Raw genomic sequence first — 20,449 nt, forward strand, 5'->3', positions numbered from 1 at the left:
TGGACGCGCCGAGGTCGACGGCCGCGACTCGCTTCACGGGCGAACCACCGTCAGCTCCAGGCCGAGCAGGTCCGCGACGGCCGTCAGCTCGGCGACGCGGTGGCCGGTGCCGAGCGCCCAGTGGTGCGCGATGCCGCTGGCCGACCACGCGTCGGTCCACTCCCCGGGGTCGCAGCCGAAGTCGACGCGGGAGGTCGTGTTGCCGATCCGCAGCAGCGGACCGGGCACCACGGTGCCTTCGGACGCGATCAGCGTGAACGTCCCGTCGCGGCGCTGGCCGAGCCCGCACAGCGTCACCGGCCCGTGCTTGACGTCGAACTCCACCGACACGCCCCAGCCGCGCTTGCCGTGGTAGACGCCCAGGCCGCGCAGCAGCGGCTTGCGGGCGCTGATCCCGAGGTGGGCCGGGCGTCGTGGCCCATCTCGACCACGCCGTCGCGGAAGTTCAGCGCCTGCAGCTCGGTGAACGAGCCACCGGCGCCGAGGCGGTCCATGACCAGCATGGCCAGGGACGTCCGCAGCTCGTACTCGCCGACGGCCGGGATGCCGCGCGCGGTGAGCAGGGACGCGCCGAGGATGAACCCGGCGCCGACGCGTTCGTGCGTCTCCCCGTCGAGGCCGCGGTGGTAATAAGCCAGGGAATCCAGCGAGAAGTCGTCGACGAGCCGGTCGAGGGCCACCGAAACCCGGGCGCCCCAGGCGAAGTCTTCGTCCACGACGGACTCGTCCACGGTGAACACTTCGCGGGCCAGCGCGACGCGTGCGGCGGTCTCGTCGTCGGTGACCTTTTCCACGCGCACCCGCAGGTCGTCGACCTCCAGGATCTCGACGTGCCCGCCGAGCTGGGCCGACACCAGCGTCGGGTCGGTGGAAACGTCCATCATGCCCGGGTAGAGGTGCCCGAGCAGGCCGTGGCGGCCGTGCCGCAGGGCCGCCCGCACGCCCGCGGCCTTGATCCACCGCTCGATCCGCGTCCACGCCCGCGGATCCTCCAGGTATCCGGACACCGAGCGGAACTCGACCCCGAGGCGCCGGAACGTGTTGGCCATTTCCGGCAGCGGGCAGGCGCCGCAGTAGGCCAGCCACGCGCCGGTGTCGAAGGACTCGTGGTCCATCGCCTCGGTGGGCTGCAGGTTCAGCAGCAGCACCGGGGCACCCGACCGCTGCGCGACCGGGGCCAGCATGCTGGAGGTCAGGTACGTCGTGAGGAAGCCGACGATCAGGTCGCAGCCGGCCACCCGCAGCTGCTCCGCCGCGGCCGCGCCTTCGGCCGCGTCCGAGACGAACCCGGCGTCGATCACCTCGCAGTCCAGTTCGGACAGTCGCGAAGAGACTCGCCGCGCGGACGCCTCCAGCTGGGGCAGCAGCGCGGGGAACTGCGGCCAGTAGGCGCCGAGCCCGCCGGAGACGAGCCCGACGCGGGTCTTGCGCAGCGTGATGCGATCCAGGGTCATCGGTCTCCTCCGGGAGTCAGCGCAGGAACGCGGCGGCCACCCCGGCGTCCACCGGCACGTGCAAGCCGGTGGTGTGGGTGAGGTCGCCGCCGGTGAGGGCGAACACCGCGGCCGCGACGTGCTCGGGCAGTACCTCGCGCTTGAGGATGGTCCGCTGGGCGTAGAACTCGCCCAGTTTCTCCTCGGGCACGCCGTAGACGGCGGCGCGCTGGGCACCCCAGCCCCCGGCGAAGATGCCCGAGCCCTGGACGACGCCGTCGGGGTTGACGCCGTTGACCCGGATGCCGTGGGCGCCGAGCTCGGCCGCCAGCAGCCGCACCTGGTGCGCCTGGTCGGCCTTCGCGGCGCCGTACGCGACGTTGTTCGGGCCCGCGAACACCGAATTCTTGGACGAGATGTAGACGATGTCCCCGCCGATGCCCTGCGCGACCATGGCCTTCGCCGCGGCCTGCGCGACCAGGAACGAGCCCTTCGCCATCACGTCGTGCTGCAGGTCCCAGTCGCGTTCGGTGGTCTCCAGCAGCGGCTTCGAGATGGACAGCCCGGCGTTGTTGACCACCAGGTCGATTCCCCCGAACGCCAGCACGGTCGTGTTCACCGCGGCTTGGACCGCCGCCGCGTCGGTGACGTCGGCGGTGACCGCCGTCCCGCCGATCTCCGCGGCGACCTGCGCGGCCGCGTCCCCGTTCAGGTCGGCGATGGCCACGCAGGCGCCTTCGGCCGCGAGCCGCTGCGCGATGGCCTTGCCGATCCCGGACCCGGCCCCGGTGACCAGGGCGATCCGCCCGGCGAGGGGCTTGGGCTTCGGCATCCGCTGCAGCTTCGCCTCTTCCAGCGCCCAGTACTCGATCCGGAACTTCTCGCTTTCCGGGATCGGGGCGTAGGTCGAGACGGCCTCGGCGCCACGCATGACGTTGATCGCGTTGACGTAGAACTCCCCCGCCACCCGCGCGGTCTGCTTGTCCTTGCCGAAGGAGAACATCCCGACACCGGGCACCAGCACGATGGCCGGGTCGGCGCCGCGCATCGCGGGCGAATCGGCGTCGGCGTGCCGCTCGTAGTAGGCGCGGTATTCGTCGCGGTATTCCGCGTGCAGTTCCTTGAGCCGCGCGACGACGTCCTCCAGGGGCGCGGTGGCGGGCAGGTCCACGACCAGGGGCCGGACCTTGGTGCGCAGGAAGTGGTCCGGGCAGGACGTCCCGAGCGCGGCCAGGGGGCCGAGCTTCTCGCGGGCCAGGAACTCGAGCACGACGTCGCTGTCGGTGTAGTGGCCGACCACGCGCTGGTCGGTCGACGCCAGCCCGCGGATCACCGGCGCCAGCGCCGCCGCCCGCGCGAGCCGCTCGGCGTCCGGCAGCGCTTCGAACCCGGGAACGACCGGCCCGAACGGCTCGGGCGCACCGCGCGAGGCGAGGAACTCCTCCGCCGTCCGGATGATCTCCAGGGAATTCCGCTCGCACTCTTCCGAGGTCGCGCCCCACGCGGTGATGCCGTGGCCGCCGAGGATGACGCCGATCGCCTGCGGGTTCGCCGCCTTCACCGCGGCGATGTCCAGGCCGAGCTGGAACCCGGGCCGCCGCCAGTCCACCCAGGCGACGCGGTCGCCGAAGCACTCCTTGGTCAGCGCCGGGCCGTCGGCCGCCGTGGCCAGTGCGATCCCCGAGTCGGGGTGCAGGTGGTCGACGTGCGGAGCCTCGACCAGGCCGTGCATCGCGGTGTCGATCGACGGCGCCGCCCCGCCCCGCCCGTGCAGGCAGTAGTCGAACGCGGCGACCATCTCGTCTTCGCGCTCGACGCCCGGGTACACGGTCACCAGCGAACGCAGCCGGTCCAGCCGCAGTACCGCCAGCCCGGCCTCGGTCAGCGTGCCGAGGTCGCCGCCGGAGCCCTTGACCCACAGGACGTCGGTGGGCGAGCCGGTGACCGGGTCGGTCACCGCGCCCTTGGCGGAGGTGTTGCCGCCGGCGTAGTTGGTGTTGCGCGGGTCGGCCCCGAGCGCGTTGCTGCGCGCGATGAGCTGCTCCGGCACGGTCATCCTCATGCTCCCCATCCGGCCTGCGTGCCGCCGGCGCGCTCGGCCACGATCTTCTCCTGGTACCCGCTGCGGTGGTAGGCCGCGATCGGGTCCGGGTCGAGCCCGGCTTCGGTGCGCAGGTCGGCCAGCAGCGGCCGGACGTCGGTGTTGTAGGCGTCCATCAGCACGGCGTTCGCGGCGAGCACGTCACCCGACTGCTGCGCGGCACGCAGTGCGGTGCGGTCCACCAGCAGCGCCTTGGCCGTGGCCTCCTGGACGTTCATCACCGACCGGATGATCGCCGGGATCTTCGCCTCGATGTTGTGGCACTGGTCGAGCATGAACGCGATCCCGTACGCCGGGTCCAACGCGTCGGCGCGGACGATCTCGTACATGATCCGGAACAGCTGGAACGGGTCCGCCGCCCCGACCATCAGGTCGTCGTCGGCGTAGAACCGCGAGTTGAAGTCGAACGCGCCCAGCTTCCCCGCGCGCAGCAGGAACGCGACGATGAACTCGATGTTCGTCCCGGGGGCGTGGTGACCGGTGTCGATGCACACCGTCGCCCGCTCCCCCAGCTCGATGCAGTGGGCGTAGGACGTGCCCCAGTCCGGGACGTCGGTGGCGTAGAAGGCCGGCTCGAACAGCTTGTACTCCAGCAGCATCCGCTGGTGGTCCCCGAGCCGCTCGTACGTCTCGCGAAGCGCCGCCGCGAGCCGGTCCTGCCGGTCGCGGATGTCGTCCTGGCCGGGGTAGTTGATGCCGTCGGAGAACCACAGCTTCAGGTCGCGCGAGCCCGTCGCGTCCATGATGTCGATGGCTTCCAGGAGGTGGTCGGTCGCCTTGCGGCGGATGCCCGGGTCGGGGTTGGTCACCGAGCCGAGCTTGTAGTCCTCGTCCTGGAAGACGTTGGTGTTGATCGCGCCGATCTCGACACCGAGGTCCCGCGCGTACGCGGTCAGAGCGGCGTAGTCGCCGACCTTGTCCCACGGGATGTGCAGCGCCACGCTCGGCGCGACCCCGGTGAGCCGGTGCACCACCGCGGCGTCGGCGATCTTCTCCTCAGGCGTCCGCGGGACACCGGGCTGCGGGAACACCTTGAACCGGGTGCCCGAGTTCGCGTACGCCCACGACGGCGTCTCGATGCGCTGGGTCCGCAAGGCCTGCTTCACGGCCGTCAAGTCGCCCACGGCGATCACTGTCCTTCCGCGACGGTTGGGGGTTCGAGGTGGAAGACCTCTTCGAGGAGCTGGAAGCCCTCGTCCGGCGGACCGCCGTCGAGGCCGGTGAAGAACTCCGCCATCTCCGCCTGCCAGCGCGTGTTGACGTCGGTCTCGGCCATCGCCGCCTGCGCGGCGGCGAGGTCGTCCGCCTCGACGTAACCGATCAGGAGGCCGTCCTCGCGCAGGAAGAGCGAGTAGTTGCGCCAGCCGGTGTCGTGCAGGGCCTGCCGCATCTCCGGCCAGACGGCGCGGTGGCGCTCGGCGTACTCGGCCAGCCGGTCGGGCTTGACCTGCAGGCAGAAGCAGTATCGGGGCACAGTCCGTCCTTGGTGGAACCCGGCCGGGCCGCCCGTCGCGACCCGGCCGGGAGTCTCAGAAGTTGAACTTGTCGATGTTGTTCGCGTCGAACGTCGTCGGCGGGCCGAGGACGATCTCGCCGTTCTCGCCGATCGTGTAGTCGCCGAGCTTGCCCGCCTTGAACTTCTCGCCCTGCTTGCCGGTGATCTGACCCGACTTGAGCGCGACACCCGCGTAGGCGGCGAGGTAGCCGATGTCGGCCGGGTTCCACAGTGCGAACTGCTTGACCGTGCCGTCCTTGACGAAGGCGCGCATCTGGTTCGGCGTGCCCAGCCCGGTCACCGCGACCTTGCCCTTGTAGCTCGACGAGCTGACGTAGCGCGCGGCGGCCGCGATGCCGACCGTGGTCGGCGCGACGATCACCTTGAGGTTCGGGAACGACTGCAGCAGGCCCTGGGCCTCCTGGAACGACTTCTGGTCGTCGTCGTTGCCGTAGGCGACCTTGTCCAGCTTCAGGCTCGCGTACTCCGGCTCGGCCAGTTCCTTCTTGAACACGTCGATCCAGGCGTTCTGGTTGGTCGCGTTCGGCGTCGCCGACAGGACCGCGACCTCGCCGGATCCGCCCGACAGGTCCTTCGCCTGCTTGGCCAGCGCCTCGCCGATGCCCTGCGTGGTGGCCTGGTTGATGAAGACGTCGCGGCAGTCCTTGGCCGCGTCGGAGTCGAACGCGACGACCTTGATGCCGGCACTGCGGGCCTGGTTGAGCGACGGGCACACCGCGTTCGGGTCGTTCGCGGCGATGCCGATGACGTCCTGCTGCTGCTGGATCAGCGTGTTGATGTAGCTGACCTGCGACGACGCGCTGGCGTCGTTCGGCCCGACCAGCTTGTACTCGCCCTTCAGCTCACCGAGGGCGGCCTTGCCGCCGCTGACCTCGATGTCACTGTAGGGGTTGTTGAGCTGCTTGGGCAGGAACGCCATCTTGACGCCCTCCTTCGCCGCGGCGTTCGGGTCCGCCGCCGCCGTGGACTGCTGGGCGCCGGAGCCGGCGTTGTCGTTCTTGGTCGTGCCGCTGCACGCGGCCAGGACCAGCACCAGCCCGGCCGACACTGCGCCGGTGAGGAACCGTCGGGACATCTTCGTCACCTTTCCGGAGTTACCGCTTGCCGACGGCGACGCACTGCCGTGCGGGCCGAAGTCACGATGTTGGGGAGCAGGACCGACACGATCAGGAGCACGCCGGTCACGATGTTGAGCGCCTCGTTGGAGACGTCCTGCAGGCGCAGCGCGTTCTGCAGCGAGGCCAGCAGGACCACCCCGGCGAGCACGCCGGGCAGCGTGCCCTTGCCGCCGAAGATGGACACGCCGCCGAGCAGGACGGCGGCCACGACGGCCAGTTCGAGACCGAACCCGTTGTCGGCGCGGGCGCTGGAGTACCGCAGCGTCCACAGCACCCCAGCGAGACCCGCGACCGCGCCGCTCACGACGTACAGCCAGAACTTGAGCCGCCCGGTGCGGATGCCGGCGAACCGGGCCGCCTGCTCCCCCGCGCCCGCGGCGAACACCCCGCGGCCGATCGGCGTCGCGTGCAGCACGACGCCGAAGATCAGCGCGGCGACGATCAGCGGGATCAGGACGTTCGGGATCGGGCCGTCGCCGATCGTCCCGGTGACCCAGCTCGTGTAGTCGCGCGGGAAGTCGGCGACCGCGCTGTCGCCCAGCACCACGAAGGCCAGGCCGCGGTAGAGCGCCAAGGTCCCGATGGTGACGGCCAGCGACGGCAGCTTCAGCACGGTGACGAAGAAGCCGTTCAGCGCGCCGAGGACCGCGCCGAGCACGATGCAGAGCGGGACGATCGCCTCGATCGCCCACCCGGCGTTCCACAGCGAGCCCATCACCGCCGACGTCAGGCCGAGCGTGCTCGCCACCGAGAGGTCGATCTCGCCGGTGACGATGATGAACGTCATCGGCAGCGCGACCAGCGCGATGGGGAGCAGGTCGAGCAGCAGGAAGGTGAAGTTGCGGCTGGTGCCGAAGTTCTCGACGGCGCCGGAGGCGACGATCAGGACCACGACCGTCACGAGCACGACGGCGGCGTCCCAGCTGAGCAGCCGGCCGAGCCGGTTCCCCTGGTCAGACATGGGAATCCCTCTTCTTCAGTGCCTTGGCGACCCGCACCGCGACGAGCCGGTCGGCGCCGATGGCCAGCAGGATCAGCGCACCGACGATCGCCTGCTGCCAGAACTGGTTGATGTCGAGCACGGCCAGGGCGCTGCCGATGACGGTCAGCAGCAGCGCGCCGAGGCCCGCGCCCCAGACCGAGCCGCTGCCGCCGAACACCGCCACCCCGCCGACGACGGCCGCGGCGACGACGTTGAGCTCGTAGCCGGTCCCGGCGGCCGCGTCCACCGTGCCGAACCGGGCGGCGAACAGGACACCGGCCAGGCCCGCGAGGGCGCCGCTGACCAGGAACGCCGCGATAGTGTTGCGGCCGACCCGGATACCCGCCAGCTGCGCGGCCTGCGGACTCGACCCCATCGCGTACAGCTCGCGCCCGGCGCGGTAGCTGCGCAGCACGATCCCGGCGGCGACCAGGACCAGCACCGCGATGAGGACCAGCCACGGCACGCCGAGCACCGACGCGGTGCCGAAGTCCAGGAAGGACGCCGGCAGCTTGTCGGCGTTGATCTGCTGGCCGCCGGCCCAGAAGTAGCTGACCCCGCGGTAGGCGTAGAGCGTGCCGAGGGTGACGACCAGCGCGGGCACCTGACCGAAGCGCACCAGGGCGCCGTTGAGCAGCCCGCAGACCGCGCCGACGACGAGCCCCACCAGGACGGCGGCGAGTACCGGCAGGCCCGGGTGGTCCTTCATCAGCGTGCCCACGGCGAACGCCGACAGGCCGAGCACCGAACCGACCGAGAGGTCGATGTTGCGGGTGATCATCACGATCGCCTGGCCGACGGCGAGCACGGCCAGGATCGCCGTGCCCAGCAGGATGTCGCGGATGCTCTGCCCGGAGAGGAACCGGGAGTTCTGCGTCGCGGTGAACGCGACCAGGACGATCAGGGCGAGGACGATGCCGGATTCGCGGGCTTTCAGCACGTTCGCGGTCCACGACCGTCGCGAGTGGACGGCCGGTTCCTTCGTCACGCGGGCCTCCTCGGTCACGGTCATGCGGCGGCCCCCTGGCCCATCGCGGCGAACATCACCGAGTCCTCGGTCGCCTCGGCGCGCGGGAGCTCGGCCACGATCCGGCCCTCCCGCATCACCAGCACGCGGTCGGCCATGCCGAGCACCTCCGGCAGCTCCGAAGACACCATGACGATCGCGACCCCCTCGGCGGCCAGGGACGACATCAGGCGGTGGACCTCGGCCTTCGTGCCGACGTCGATGCCGCGCGTCGGCTCGTCCACGATCAGCACCTTCGGGGCCATCGCCAGCCACTTGGCCAGCACGACCTTCTGCTGGTTGCCGCCCGAGAGCGTGCCGACGGGGTCGCCGAGGCGGCGGTACTTGGTGCGCAGCCGTTCCGTCCAGCGCCGGGCTTCCCGGCGCTCGTTCGCGCCGGTCAGCAAGCCGAACTTCGCGAGCGCACGCGAACGCGGCAACGTCACGTTCCGCTCGATCGAGAGGTCCATGATCAGGCCCTGCTGGCGCCGGTCCTCGGGAACGAGGGCCATCCCGGCGGCCATGGCGGCCCGCGACGAGTGCGGCTTGAGCTTCTTGCCGCTCACCTTCACCACTCCCGCGTCCCGCTCGTCGACGCCGAAGACGGCCTGGACGACCTCCGAGCGGCCGGAGCCGACCAGCCCGGCGAACGCGACGATCTCCCCGGCGCGCACGGAGAAGGAGATGTCGCGGAACACGCCTTCCCGGGCGAGACCCTCGACCTCCAGCACGACCGCGCCGGGTGCGACGTCCTGCTTGGGGAACAGCGCGTCCAGGTCGCGGCCGACCATGCGCTTCACCATCTCGTCGACGGTGACGTCCTCGAGCGCGTCGGTGGAGACGTGCCGTCCGTCGCGCATGATCGTCACGCGCTGGCAGAGCTCGGTGATCTCCTCGAAGCGGTGGGAGATGAACATGATCGCCGCGCCTTCCTGGCGCAGCGCCCGCGCGACGGCGAACAGCCGTTCGACCTCGATCTGGGTCAGTGCGGCGGTCGGCTCGTCCATCACCAGCACCCGGGCGTCGGCGCTGAGCGCCTTGGCGATCTCGACGATCTGCTGGTCGGCGATCGACAACCCCCTGGCGGGCCGGGCGGGGTCGATCCGGACGCCGAGGCGGGCGAAGAGCCGCTCGGCCTCGGCGCGGATCGCCGCCCGGTCGATCCGGCCGAGGCTCTTGCGCGGGTGGCGGCCCATCACGATGTTCTCCGCGACGCTGAGGTCCGGGAAGAGCGTGGGCTCCTGGTAGATGACCGCGATGCCGGCCGCCTTCGCGTCGGCGGGCGAGCCGAACTCTCTCGCCTCGCCGTCGAGCAGCAGCGTGCCGTCGTCGGGTTTGTGCACCCCGGCCAGCATCTTGACGATCGTGGACTTGCCGGCGCCGTTCTCCCCGACCAGCGCGTGGGCCTCCCCGGCGTGCAAACCGAAGCTCACGCCGGCGACGGCCGCGACCGCGCCGAACGACTTCGTCACGCCGCGCACCTCCAGCAGAGGGGCCCGGCCCGGGTCCTGCCGCGTCATCGCGACCTCCGGATTGAAAGGTTTCACAAATCTGGTGCGGTGAAGCTACTATGCGGCGGAACGAGAAGTCAATGAATCGGCTCAGCCGTGGCCAAACGGCTTCTCCACCGGGTACTTCGCGGTGATGTTACGTTTCAACAGCCGTCACGAAGAGGGGGTACGCATGGTGGTCAGGGAGCCGGGTGCCGAGCCGCGCGCGGCGGGCATCAAGGAGGTCGCGGCGGTCGCCGGCGTCTCCCTCGGCACGGTGTCCAACGTCCTCAACCGGCCCGATCGGGTCAGCCCGGCGACCCGCGCCAAGGTCGAAGCCGCGATGGCCGAACTCCGCTTCGTGCGCAACGAGTCCGCGCGGCAGCTGCGGGCCGGGCGCAGCCGGGTGCTGGCCTACGTCATGCTCGACGGCAGCAACCCGTTCTTCACCGACGTCGCGGCCGGCATGGAGGACGCCGCGGACGACGCCGGCGAGGGCGGCCTCTCCCTCTTCCTCTGCAACAGCGCGCACCAGCCCTCGCGCGAGGCCGCCTACCTCGGCCGCCTCGAACAGCAGCGCGTCCAGGGCGTCCTCATCACGCCGGTCGACCCGGACGCCCCGCTGCTGGGCGAGATCGCCCGCCGCGGCACGCCGGTGGTCGTCGTCGACCGCACACCGGAAGGCACCACACACTGTTCGGTCGCGGTCGACGACGTCTACGGCGGCGAGATCGCCGTGCGGCACCTGGTCGAACAGGGCCACGAGCGGATCGCCTTCGTCGGCAACCACACGACGGTCGGCCAGGTCCGTGACCGGCGGCTCGGCGCCCTGCGGGCCCTGGCGGCGGCCGGGCTCGGCCCGGACCACCTCGTCGACCTGACGACGACGGCGCTGACGGTGGCCGACGGCCGCGGCGCGGGTGAGCGGCTGGCGGGGCTGCCGGCGTCGGTCCGCCCGACCGCCGCGTTCTGCGCCAACGACCTGGTCGCCCTCGGCCTGCTGCAGACGTGCGCAAACCTGCGCATGAGCGTCCCGGACGACCTGGCGATCGTCGGCTACGACGACATCGAGTTCGCCGCGGCGGCCGCGGTCCCGCTGACCTCGGTCCGCCAGCCACGGCGGCGCCTGGGCCGCACGGCCGTCGAGCTGCTGCTGGCGGAAACGACCGAAACCGGCCACGAACACCGGAAGGTCGTCTTCACCCCGGAGCTGGTGGTCCGCGCCTCGACCCTGCGCTGACGGCCCGGCCACCGTCAGCGCAGCAGCGACTCCCCGGCACCGCGCAGCGCCTGCTCGGCCCGGGCCAGTTCGCTCTCCGCTTCACGCAGCGCATCCAGCGTCGAGGCGCTGTCCTGGTCCAGCGCGGCCAGGACTTCGCGCTCGAAGCGCTCGGCGTGCGGGTCGCGCCAGGTCGCCATGAGTGAGCGGGTCGCGGCCCGGAACACCTGGTGGTCCCGCTGCACCGCGGTCACCAGCCCGGCCAGGACGTTCACCGGTCCTCCCCCACGTCCGCGGGCAACGTGTCGAAGCCCGCCTGCTTCGCCAGCCAGATGCGGTGGTAGCCGTTGCGCACGGTGTACCGCCCGTCGGCGCCCCGGCTCAGTTTCACCGCGGTGTCACCGAAGAAGGCTTCGTAGGTTCTCTCGTACGAAGCCGGCGCACCGGTGAGCCCGGCGCGCGCATCGAGCTCGCGCATCTCCGCGAGCCCGGCGCCGGAGCGCACGGCGGGGATGATCTCGGCTTGCAGCTTCCGGAGCCCTTCCCGGACCACCCGCATCTCCACCTTCCGGAAGTCGGCCGCGCTCCGCACGCCCGAGTCGGAGTCGTCGATGAACTCGACGGGGACGAGCCGGTGCTTCCCCGGTCCGATCGACGGCAAGGGCGCGCCCGCGGCCGCTCCGGTGGTGCCGGGCATCGCGGCCCCGGAAGGGGTGGCCGGTGCGGGCAACCCGCCCACCGGGGACGTGGCCCGGCCGAGACAGCGCGACACCGCCGCCTCGAACGCGGCCACCGCCCGATCCACCTGCCGCCACAGGGCCAGGATCCGCACCCGGCCCTGCTCGGCGGTCCGGATCGCGCCGAGCAGCCGAGGTCCGGTCCGGGCCCGCAGATCGGCGACCGTCCGCTCGATCCGCCGGCGCTGCTCCAGTCCGGTGTCGCGATTCGTGGTCGCGAGCTCGACCTCGCGCCGGGCCACCGCCAAGGCGCCGTCGTCTTCGGGGTCGACCGCGGCGAGCCGGGCCTCGGCCGCCCGCAGCCTGCCTTCGAGCCGCACCACCACCGCGTCGGCGGCGCGTGAGACGTCCGCACACCCCCGCTCTACGGCCAGCCGGTGCCGGGCCAGCTGCTCGCCGTAGCGCAGCAACGCGGCGCCGACCGGGGGCAACTGGTCGGGATCTCCGGCGAACCGGCTCACCGGTTCAGCAGGCGGGCCTGGGCCGCCAGCGACTTCAGCGCCTGGATCAGCTGATCCAGGTCACGAACGTCCTGGTCCAGCCGCTTCGCCACCTGGTCGGCCGCCGCCCGCGACTTGTCGGCCGCGCTCCCCTGGAACCGGTTGATGTTCCGCAGGCAGGACCGGACCTGCTTGGCCTGCTGCTGGATCTGGTCCCGCGACTGGCCGAGCGAGTGCGCCGCGCGGTCGACTTCGTCCGGATCGAACCCCTGGTAGCTCATCGGGCCGCCGTCCGCCGGGCCGCCGCGTCGGCGGCCGCCGCACGCCACGAGTCGTCCGGCCGTGGGAACAGCCGCAGCGTCTCCGTCCGGTCGTCGTCCGGTTCGTGCAGGATCACGTAGTGCTCGCCGAGCTTCCCGGCCGCTCCGGTACCGATGACGCGCTGCGACGCATCCACCGAGCATTGACCGACGACCCGAGCCCCGAACTGACCGAGGCCGCCGTGCCCGAGCCGCCGGTCGACCGCTTCCACCGACTCCGTCAGCACCACGGTGTGGATGCCGTAGTCGGGTCCTTCGGCGAGAATCGTCAGCAGGTCGGCGCGAGGTGAGCCCTCTTCGCCGTAGCTGTTCTCGTCGCCGAGGACTCGGGCCCGCTGGAGCGCGTTCAGGACGACGATGGTCCGCTCGCCGCTGCGTTCCTCTTCCAGCCGCCGCCGCACCTCGGCCGCGAGGTCGGCGAGGGCCGCGCCGATCTTGCCGTGGCCCACGCACGTGGCGTTGTCGCCGATCTCGAGGACGTGCCGGAGCTTCTCGTGCTCCTCGTCGTCCTGTCCGAGACTTTCCAGCCCGACAACCCGCAGGGGCTCCACAGTGGACAGGCGGGCGGTGGCCAGCGCCACGGCCAGCGCGCCGACCGCCTGCCCCGGTTCCCGGTGCACGATCAGCAGGTTCGCCCCGCCCGCGCGCCGCAGCCCTACTCCGCCGGACCCCTTGATCGCCACCGGGAGGCCGAGGTGCAGCCAGAGCCGCTTGCCGTCGACCCGCGCCGTCCCTTCGACGAGCGCGGTGACGCGGTCGTCCTGGCCGACCTCGACCGGCTTGGTGCCGTCGAAGACCCGCGGTGCCCGGGTGAACCCGGCACGGTCGGCGGACTCGCGGGCTTCGGCGATGACGGCGTCGCGTGCGGCGTCCTCGGTGTGAGCGACCTGGAACTCGACGTTGCTTTCCGGGCGGCCACCGCCGTCGTTGAAGATCGCCTGGCCCGGCCGCGTCAGCCTCGCCCCGGCCGCGTTCTCGTCGCTGAGGAACAGGCGCGAGTCCGTCTCGCTGGTCTTGAGCACGATCCGGACGGCGACCTGGTCGAGCGTCCCGCGCAGCAGGCCCATCGCGCCGTGCCCCCGCAGGGTCTGGGTGCCCAGGACCGTGTGCACGCCGAACGCGCGACCCTGCCGCACGACGTGGTCCAGCAGCTGGGCGCACTCGTGCGCGATCCGGTCGTCCTCGGCGAAGAGCACCTGGAACTCGTCGACCACGACGACGATGCGCGGCAGCTTCTTCCCGGTCCGCTCGCGGTATTCGGTGAGCCCGTCGGCGCCGGCGCCCTCCGGACCCCGGAGCAGCTCGGCCCGCCGGTCGATTTCGGCACGCAGGTCGCGCAGCACCGAGAGGCCGAAATCGCGCTCACTCTGGACCGCGACCACCCGGGCGTGCGGGAGCGCGCCGTCGGCGTAGGGCTGGAACTCGACCCCCTGCTTGAAGTCGAGCAAGTACAACTCCAGCTCTGCGGGGTCGTACCGGCGGACGGCGTTGACGATCAGCGTGTGGAACAACGTCGACTTGCCCGACCCCGGAAGACCGCCCACCAGCACGTTCTGGGACAGCTTGTGCCCCAGCCGCAGGTTCAGGACTTCACGGCGTCCCTGCAGGCCGAGGGGGATGTCGACGCTCTTCGTGGTGTCGGCGCCGGTGCCCGGCTCGACCAGGGTGGCCGCGTCGATCTTGACCTCCGCCGCCGATTCGGTCGCCACCGCGTACCCGGCGACGATCGCGTTGGCCGCTTCCGGTGTGAACACCAGCGGATCGCACGGCACCCACCGCAGCTCCTGGCCGAGCGCCAGCGACGCGTGCATGCGACCCTCGGCTCCCAGCACGAACGTGTGCGGTCGCAGCAACTGGCTGTTCCACCACGGTGCCGACGCCGGCGCGGTGCCGCGGACCCGCATGACCGGGTAGTGCCCGGGCCCGTCGTCGAGCCAGTAGGCGTGCGAGAGCGCCTCGTCCGCGACGACCAGCACCGAAATGCCGAGGCGAGCGCCGCCCTCGATGATCTGCCGCAGCCGCTGGGCCGAGTCTTCGGAGAAGCCCTGCGGGTAGCCGGTCACCACCACGACGTGATTCGGCTCGGCGAGCTGACCGGCGGCCGCGTTGTAGGCGTCGAGGTTCGGGAACGTGTCCTTGAGCGCACGCTGCTCGAGCTGCGCCATCCGGTCGCTGACCCGCCGCAGCGCCGAGGCGATGTCGTCGGGCTCGGCCCAGACGGCGTCCCCGATCAGCTGCTTGCCGAGTTCGAGCAGCGACAGCAGCGGGCCCGCGCTCTGCCCCCGGCCCCGGGGGTCGATCCAGGTCAACGTCAGCCGGCCGGGCAGGGCACGGGACATCTGGTCGAGCACGATCCCCGTGACGGCGCGGCAGGCGTGCTCGTACGGCAGGTTCTGCTGGTCGGTCAGGAAGGCGACGCTTTGGTAGACGTAGTCCAGGTACGGCAGCCGGGCCCAGCGCTCACCGGGCAGCGGGTCGAACGTCCAGAGGTGGTGCGGGGCGCGCAGGTTCCCCAGCTCGGCGGCGACCGGCGGGTCCGTCCGCCGGTAGCCGCCGAGCTGCCGCACGGACTCGGGCCAGAAGGCGGAGAACGGGGACACCGGCTCGGTGAACGTGCGCGCGAGGGGCCGCAACGAGCCGACTTCCTCGGCACGTGCCTTCTTCGCCCGCTTCGCGGCCTCACGCGCCGCGACGACGTGCTTCTGCCAGTGCTCCAGCAGTTCCGCGGCTTCCTCCGCGATCAAGGCCGCCGGATTGCCGATGATGAACTTCTTCCACAGTGGACTGCGCGCGTACTCCGCGCGGACGGCGATGAGCTCCCGCATCCCGTCCGCATCGATGTCGAGCGAGGCCAGGAGGCCCGCGCTGCGGCCGAGCGCACCCTCCGGCAGTTCGGCCCGCAACGTCTCCGCACCGTCACGCAGCCCGGCGTAGGCGTTCGCGGCCCGGGTGGCTTCCGCGGCGAGCTCGTCCTGGGCCTGGGCGATCGCCGTGACGACGGCGTTGGGATCGGTGCCGTCCACCTTCCTGGCGGGATTGCCGGACCGGCGCTCGATCAGCGGCCACAGTGACTCCGGCGCGTTGAACGCCAGTGCGGAGAGCACGACCGACTGCGGGTCGCCCTCGTACGTACCGGACCGGAGGTCGTCGGTGATCGCGGCGACGAAGACACCGAGCCGGTCGGCCGCGGCCAGCACCGCCGGCGTCGCGTCGCCGGCGCCGGCCAGCGCACGCCGGAGCTCACCCGGCAGGTCTGCCGCCGGTGCGGAACGCAAGCGCGGGCTCAACCGGATCAAGCAGCACTGAGCGAGAAGCAGAAAAGAATCCGGATCCTCGAGCAGACCGATCTCCTGCTGCGCCAAGCTGCCGCGAAAACGGCTCGCGAGCTGTTCTTCGTCGTGGTCCGCGACGGCGCGCAACCGGCACACCGCGGCCGCCAGTTCGTCCAGCACCGGCTCGGCCATCGGCTCGGACAGGCTTCCCGGCGGCGGCGACCCGCCGCGGCCCGGCAGAGCGGTTCCGGCGCGGGACATGGTGCTGTTTTCCACGGGCAGAACCCCTCGGTACTCGGCGGCGAATCACTCTGCCCATCACAGTTCGCACGATTACCAGCCGATGTTACGAATTTGGAAAAAGATATTTGTTCCCCCGAACGAAAGATCGTCGGAAAACGATTAACCCGGCAAATCGCTGCAACATTTCCGGAAGAGAAGGCGATAGTGACACCACGCGGCCGGTACCGGTCGCGGTGAGGGCGAGGTGCGCCATGCCGTTCTGTTCCCGTTGCCGTCGCCGGACTTCCGGCGGCTCGTGCCCCTGCGCGGAATCGGCGGAGTCCGTCGCTCCGCCGGTGCCGCGCCGAGCCACGGACGTGACGGGACGGCTCGCTGCCCGGCGGGCCAACCGGTCGGTCGCCTTGGTGTTCACCGCCGTCGTGGCGGTGGTCGGGTTCGTGGTCGCCCTGGCGATCCCGGGCAGATCCGGGAGCGGCTCGGCGTCTTCGGGCTACAGCGCCGCCGGCGTGAACAGCGTGGGTTCCGGGTCCGGCGGCTACCAGCCGACCTCTCAGACCTACCCGGACACAACGGCGGTCTCGACGGCCCCGGCGTACTCGGGCGACGCACTCGACCAACTGCGCCAGTACGCGAACTCTGATCTGCCCGCCGTCCGCGCCACGCTGGAAGACCACTGGGTGGCCCAGCTGAGCTCCAAAAAGGTCGGCATGCCCGCGAATGGGATCGTCTACGACGCTCCCGCGATCCTCCAGGACCACCTCGGCCTCCGGAGCCGGTTCGCCTCCGTCCGCCTGATCTGGACCGAGGACTGGAGCAGCTTCAGGTACCCGGACTTCTGGGTCACGGTGCACGACGAACCGTTCGGGACGGCCGACGAGGCGAACGCCTGGTGCGACCGCAATGACCTGCCGAAGGACGACTGCTACGCGAAGCGGTTGCGGTCCACCGGCGGGTACGAAGGAAACACCAAGGTCCGATGAGCCGGACGAGGTTCCTGCTCGCGGCGGCCGTCGTGGGCGCGCTGCTCGTGGCGGCCGTCTCCCGGCCGTCGCCCGATCCCCTTCCGGAGACAGGCTTTCCCCCACTCCCGGCTCGCACGGCCAAAGAGCCGGCCGAGAGCTGCGCCGCCGTGATGGCCGGCCTGTCCCTGCGTCGCCGGCTCGCCCAGCTGGTCGTCGTGGGCGTGGACGCCGGCGACGTCACGAGCACCGTCCGGCTGGTGCGCACCGAACAGGTCGGCGGGATCTTCTTCGGCGGCAACGCGACCGCGGTCCTCCGCGACGGCGCGTTGTCCCAGGTCCAAGCGGTCGCCGAGGTGCCGGTCTCGGTTGCCGTCGACGACGAGGGGGGACGTGTCCAGCGCATCGACGTGCTCGACGGCCCCCTGCCGAGCGCTCGCACGGTCGCGTCGGCGATGAACCCGGACCAGGTGCGCGAGCTCGGCGTCCGGCGCGGACGCGCGCTGCGAGCGCGGGGCGTGACGACCGACTACGCGCCGGTTCTCGACGTCAGCGACCAGCCCGCGGGCGCGGTCATCGGCGACCGGTCCTACGGTTCGGCCCCGGCCGCGGTGGCCGCCTACGCGTACGCGTTCGCCACCGGCCTGCGCGAGAGCGGGGTGACGCCGGTGTTCAAGCACTTCCCGGGTCATGGTCACGCACGCGGCGACTCCCACCGCGTCTTGCCGGAGACCCCGCCGCTACCCCGCCTGGCGGCGACCGACCTGCTCCCCTATGAGCGATTGGCGGAGTTCGGCGCCGCCGGGGTCATGGTCGGCCATCTCGCGGTGCCCGGTCTGACGGACGGGCAGCCCGCCTCGCTGAGCGCGGCGGCGTACCGCCTTCTGCGGGACAGGTACCACTTCGGCGGCGTGGCCGTCACCGACGACCTCGGCGCCATGCGCGCGATCACGGCGGCCCATCCGCTCCCCGAGGCGGCCCTGCTCGCCCTGCGGGCCGGCGCCGATCAGGCGCTGTGGTCCTCCGGCGGACACGTCCCCGCCGTCCTGGACCGCCTGCAGGCCGCCGTGGCGGCGGGCGAGCTGCCTCCGGAGCGGGTGCGAGAGGCGGTGCACCGGGTCCTCGTGGCGAAGAGCGCTTGCCGCGCCTGATCACCCGGGGCAACCCGCTGATCGTTTGTGACGTCTTACCGGTCACGAGCGATACCCCAGGGGAGCCCGAGCACGGAGGTCGTGGATGGCCGACTCGCACAGCAGCCCGGGCATGTCCCGGCGCGGGTTCCTGGCCGCCGGCGGGGCCGCGCTGCTCGGCGTCGTCGCCGGGTCGGCCGGGCACGCCGCACCCGGGGCGGAAACGCCGCGGCTGGGCGATTTCTGGCTGTTCGGGCGGTACGACGACGGCTGCACCGAGCTCGGCTTCGACGAGATCGACCTCTCGCCGGTGCAGCTGCCCCACTGCGTCACCCCGCTTTCGTGGACCGGGTGGGACCCGGCGTCCTGGCAGGACCGGTGGATCTACCGCAAGCACTTCACCGCGACGACGACCGAACGCCACACCGCCCGCTTCGACGGCGTCATGACGAACGCCGAGGTGCACCTCAACGGCCGGCTCGTCGCCACCCACGAAGGCGGCTACCTGCCCTTCGAGGTGGCGCTGCCGGACGTCGTGGCGGGCGACAACGTGCTGGCCGTGGTCGTCGACGGGCGGTGGGCGCTCGACGTGCCGCCCAACCTGCCGCGCGGCGGGCCGGCGCTGATCGACTTCTACCAGCCGGCCGGGATCTACCGCCCCGCCACGGTCGGGGCGGTGCCCCGGATCCGGCTGGCCGACGTCTTCGCGCGGCCCGTCGACGTCCTCTCCCCCGGCCGGTCGCTGCACCTGACGTGCACGCTCGACGTGCCCGTCGTGGGCGAGGTGACGGCGTCGGTGCTCCAAGCGGGCCGCGAGCTCGCCCGCGGCGGCGCGCCGGTGCACGGCACGACGGTCGAATTCGACGTCGGCGGGCTCGGCGGGGTGCGGCTCTGGGACGTCGACGACCCCGCGCTCTGCGAAGTCGTGGTGACCGTCCAGTCCGGAAAGCACACCCTCGACCAGCGGGTCGTGCGGACCGGGTTCCGCGACGCGCGGTTCACCACCGACGGCTTCTTCCTCAACGGACGCCGGCTCAAGCTGTTCGGGCTCAACCGCCACCAGTGGTACCCGTTCGCCGGCGGCGCGCTGCCGGACCGCGTGCAGCGGCGGGATGCGGAAATCCTGCGCCGCGAGCTGAACTGCACCATGGTCCGCTGCTCGCACTACCCGCAGTCGAGCGCGTTCCTCGACGCCTGCGACGAGCTGGGCCTGCTGGTGTGGGAGGAGATCCCGGGCTGGGGCCACGTCGGGGACGACGCCTGGCAGCGGCGGAACCTGGCGGACGTCGAGGGGATGGTGGTGCGCGACCGCAACCACCCGAGCATCGTCGTCTGGGGCACGCGGGTGAACGAGGCCAACGGCACGACGGCGATGTACCAGCGGACCGGGCGGCTGGCCCGGCAGCTCGACCCGTCCCGGCCGACCAGTGGGGCGCTGGCCAGTCCGACGCTCGGGCGGTTCGCCGGCAGCGACGTCGAAATCGTGGCCTACAACGACTACACCGCCCGGCGCGGGGCGCCCTTCCGGCTGCGCCCGCCGCGGCCGGGGGTGCCGTACCTGGTGACCGAGACGATCGGCACGCTCGCCGGGGCCCGCGCGTACCGCCGGACCGACGCCCCGGACGTCCGGCAGCAGCAGGCGGAACTGCACGCCAAGGCCCACGACCTGGCCGCCGCCGACGACCGCTACTGCGGGCTGCTCGCCTGGTGCGCGTTCGACTACCCGTCGGGCTGGCAGCGGGCGATCGACGGGTCCAAGTACGCGGGGGTGTCGGACATCTTCCGGATCCCCAAGCCGGCCGCGGCCTTCTACGCCTCGCAGGCCGACCCGCGGGTCCGGGCGGTCGTGGAGCCCGGCTTCGCCTGGGATTTCACGGCCCAGCCGGGCGGCCCAGGACCAGGGGCGACGATCTGGTCCAACTGCGACCGCCTCCTGCTGTTCCTCGACGACCGTCCGGCGGGCGAGGCCCGCAGCCGGCGCGCGGACTTCCCGCACCTGCGGTACCCGCCGTTCGCGGCGGACCTGGTCGTGCCGAAGGGGCGGCGCCCGGAGCTGCGCATCGACGGCTACGTGGGCGACCGGCTGGCCGTCAGCCGGCGGTTCAGCGGCGACCGGGCTTCGGACCTGCTCAGCTGCGTGCCCGACGACCCGCAGCTGCACGCGGACGGCAGCGACGCAACCCGGGTGGTCGTGGCGGCGGTGGACCGCTTCGGCACGCTGCGCGCGGGGACGGCGGGCGAAGTGCGGCTGACGCTGACCGGCCCGGCCGAGCTGATCGGGGACCCGGCGCTCGACTTCGGGGCGACCGGCGGCGCGGCCGCGGTGTGGCTGCGGCCGTTCGCCGGGTCGCCCGCGACCCTGACACTGACAGCCCGGCACCAGACACTCGGCACGGCCACGGCCACGGTCCGGGTGACAGCGAACGCGGCACGCCACTGAGCAGCGGCCACTCACTCCCCCGTGAGCCACGGCCACGGTCCGG

General features: G+C 71.9%; 15 protein-coding genes and 1 pseudogene. 4 read left to right on the forward strand and 12 right to left on the reverse strand.

Features of this window, described 5'->3' with window-relative positions; genetic code table 11:
• Nucleotides 1-33: 33 nt before the first annotated feature.
• The 8 genes and pseudogenes from AB0F52_RS16195 to AB0F52_RS16230 form a co-directional block, all read right to left on the reverse strand.
• Nucleotides 34-1,454, reverse strand: a pseudogene (locus tag AB0F52_RS16195) (L-fucose/L-arabinose isomerase family protein).
• Nucleotides 1,455-1,470: 16 nt separating this feature from the next.
• Nucleotides 1,471-3,489, reverse strand: a complete 2,019-nt coding sequence (locus AB0F52_RS16200) for a bifunctional aldolase/short-chain dehydrogenase (protein WP_360170599.1) — start codon at nt 3,487-3,489, stop codon at nt 1,471-1,473.
• A 2-nt stretch (nt 3,490-3,491) separates the two neighbouring features.
• Nucleotides 3,492-4,667: an L-rhamnose isomerase gene (gene rhaI, locus AB0F52_RS16205; RefSeq protein WP_360170602.1), complete on the reverse strand. Its 1,176-nt coding sequence runs from the start codon at nt 4,665-4,667 to the stop codon at nt 3,492-3,494.
• A complete protein-coding gene (locus AB0F52_RS16210) occupies nt 4,664-5,008 on the reverse strand; it encodes an L-rhamnose mutarotase (protein ID WP_360170605.1) in 345 nt (114 codons plus the stop codon). The genes rhaI and AB0F52_RS16210 overlap by 4 nt, the downstream gene beginning before the upstream one ends.
• Before the next feature lie 55 nt (nt 5,009-5,063).
• Nucleotides 5,064-6,125 carry a rhamnose ABC transporter substrate-binding protein gene (gene rhaS, locus AB0F52_RS16215; RefSeq protein WP_360170608.1) on the reverse strand — a complete coding sequence of 354 codons (1,062 nt, stop codon included), beginning with the start codon at nt 6,123-6,125 and terminating at the stop codon, nt 5,064-5,066.
• Nucleotides 6,126-6,130: 5 nt separating this feature from the next.
• Nucleotides 6,131-7,129: an ABC transporter permease gene (locus tag AB0F52_RS16220; RefSeq protein WP_360170612.1), complete on the reverse strand. Its 999-nt coding sequence runs from the start codon at nt 7,127-7,129 to the stop codon at nt 6,131-6,133.
• The gene (locus AB0F52_RS16225) at nt 7,122-8,162 is read right to left on the reverse strand and encodes an ABC transporter permease (RefSeq protein ID WP_360170615.1); all 1,041 of its coding nucleotides are present in this window, start codon (nt 8,160-8,162) and stop codon (nt 7,122-7,124) included. The genes AB0F52_RS16220 and AB0F52_RS16225 overlap by 8 nt, the downstream gene beginning before the upstream one ends.
• A complete protein-coding gene (locus AB0F52_RS16230; RefSeq protein ID WP_360170618.1) occupies nt 8,159-9,676 on the reverse strand; it encodes a sugar ABC transporter ATP-binding protein in 1,518 nt (505 codons plus the stop codon). The genes AB0F52_RS16225 and AB0F52_RS16230 overlap by 4 nt, the downstream gene beginning before the upstream one ends.
• A gap of 163 nt (nt 9,677-9,839) precedes the next feature.
• On the opposite strand from AB0F52_RS16230, the gene AB0F52_RS16235 reads away from it, so the two are divergent.
• On the forward strand, nt 9,840-10,886 hold the full coding sequence (locus AB0F52_RS16235) for a LacI family DNA-binding transcriptional regulator (protein ID WP_360170621.1): 1,047 nt from the start codon (nt 9,840-9,842) through the stop codon (nt 10,884-10,886).
• Between the two features lie 14 nt (nt 10,887-10,900).
• On the opposite strand, the gene AB0F52_RS16240 is transcribed toward AB0F52_RS16235, so the two are convergent.
• From AB0F52_RS16240 to AB0F52_RS16255, 4 genes are read right to left on the reverse strand one after another with little or no spacing between them, the layout of a single operon-like run.
• Nucleotides 10,901-11,140, reverse strand: coding sequence for a hypothetical protein (locus AB0F52_RS16240; protein WP_360170624.1), 240 nt, complete (start codon nt 11,138-11,140; stop codon nt 10,901-10,903).
• Nucleotides 11,137-12,063: a hypothetical protein gene (locus tag AB0F52_RS16245; RefSeq protein ID WP_360170627.1), complete on the reverse strand. Its 927-nt coding sequence runs from the start codon at nt 12,061-12,063 to the stop codon at nt 11,137-11,139. Before AB0F52_RS16245 ends, AB0F52_RS16240 begins: the two co-directional genes overlap by 4 nt.
• A complete protein-coding gene (locus tag AB0F52_RS16250; protein ID WP_360170630.1) occupies nt 12,060-12,323 on the reverse strand; it encodes a WXG100 family type VII secretion target in 264 nt (87 codons plus the stop codon). The genes AB0F52_RS16245 and AB0F52_RS16250 overlap by 4 nt, the downstream gene beginning before the upstream one ends.
• Nucleotides 12,320-15,910 carry an FtsK/SpoIIIE domain-containing protein gene (locus tag AB0F52_RS16255; RefSeq protein ID WP_360170633.1) on the reverse strand — a complete coding sequence of 1,197 codons (3,591 nt, stop codon included), beginning with the start codon at nt 15,908-15,910 and terminating at the stop codon, nt 12,320-12,322. Before AB0F52_RS16255 ends, AB0F52_RS16250 begins: the two co-directional genes overlap by 4 nt.
• 323 nt (nt 15,911-16,233) lie before the next feature.
• On the opposite strand from AB0F52_RS16255, the gene AB0F52_RS16260 reads away from it, so the two are divergent.
• From AB0F52_RS16260 to AB0F52_RS16270, 3 genes are all read left to right on the forward strand, one after another.
• A complete protein-coding gene (locus AB0F52_RS16260) occupies nt 16,234-16,857 on the forward strand; it encodes a hypothetical protein (RefSeq protein ID WP_360170636.1) in 624 nt (207 codons plus the stop codon).
• On the forward strand, nt 16,854-17,987 hold the full coding sequence (locus tag AB0F52_RS16265) for a glycoside hydrolase family 3 N-terminal domain-containing protein (RefSeq protein WP_360170640.1): 1,134 nt from the start codon (nt 16,854-16,856) through the stop codon (nt 17,985-17,987). Before AB0F52_RS16260 ends, AB0F52_RS16265 begins: the two co-directional genes overlap by 4 nt.
• Before the next feature lie 85 nt (nt 17,988-18,072).
• Nucleotides 18,073-20,406 carry a glycoside hydrolase family 2 TIM barrel-domain containing protein gene (locus AB0F52_RS16270; protein ID WP_360170643.1) on the forward strand — a complete coding sequence of 778 codons (2,334 nt, stop codon included), beginning with the start codon at nt 18,073-18,075 and terminating at the stop codon, nt 20,404-20,406.
• Nucleotides 20,407-20,449 lie beyond the last annotated feature (43 nt).

Origin of the sequence: Amycolatopsis sp. NPDC024027, assembly GCF_040638975.1 — a bacterium.
Classification (GTDB): domain Bacteria; phylum Actinomycetota; class Actinomycetes; order Mycobacteriales; family Pseudonocardiaceae; genus Amycolatopsis.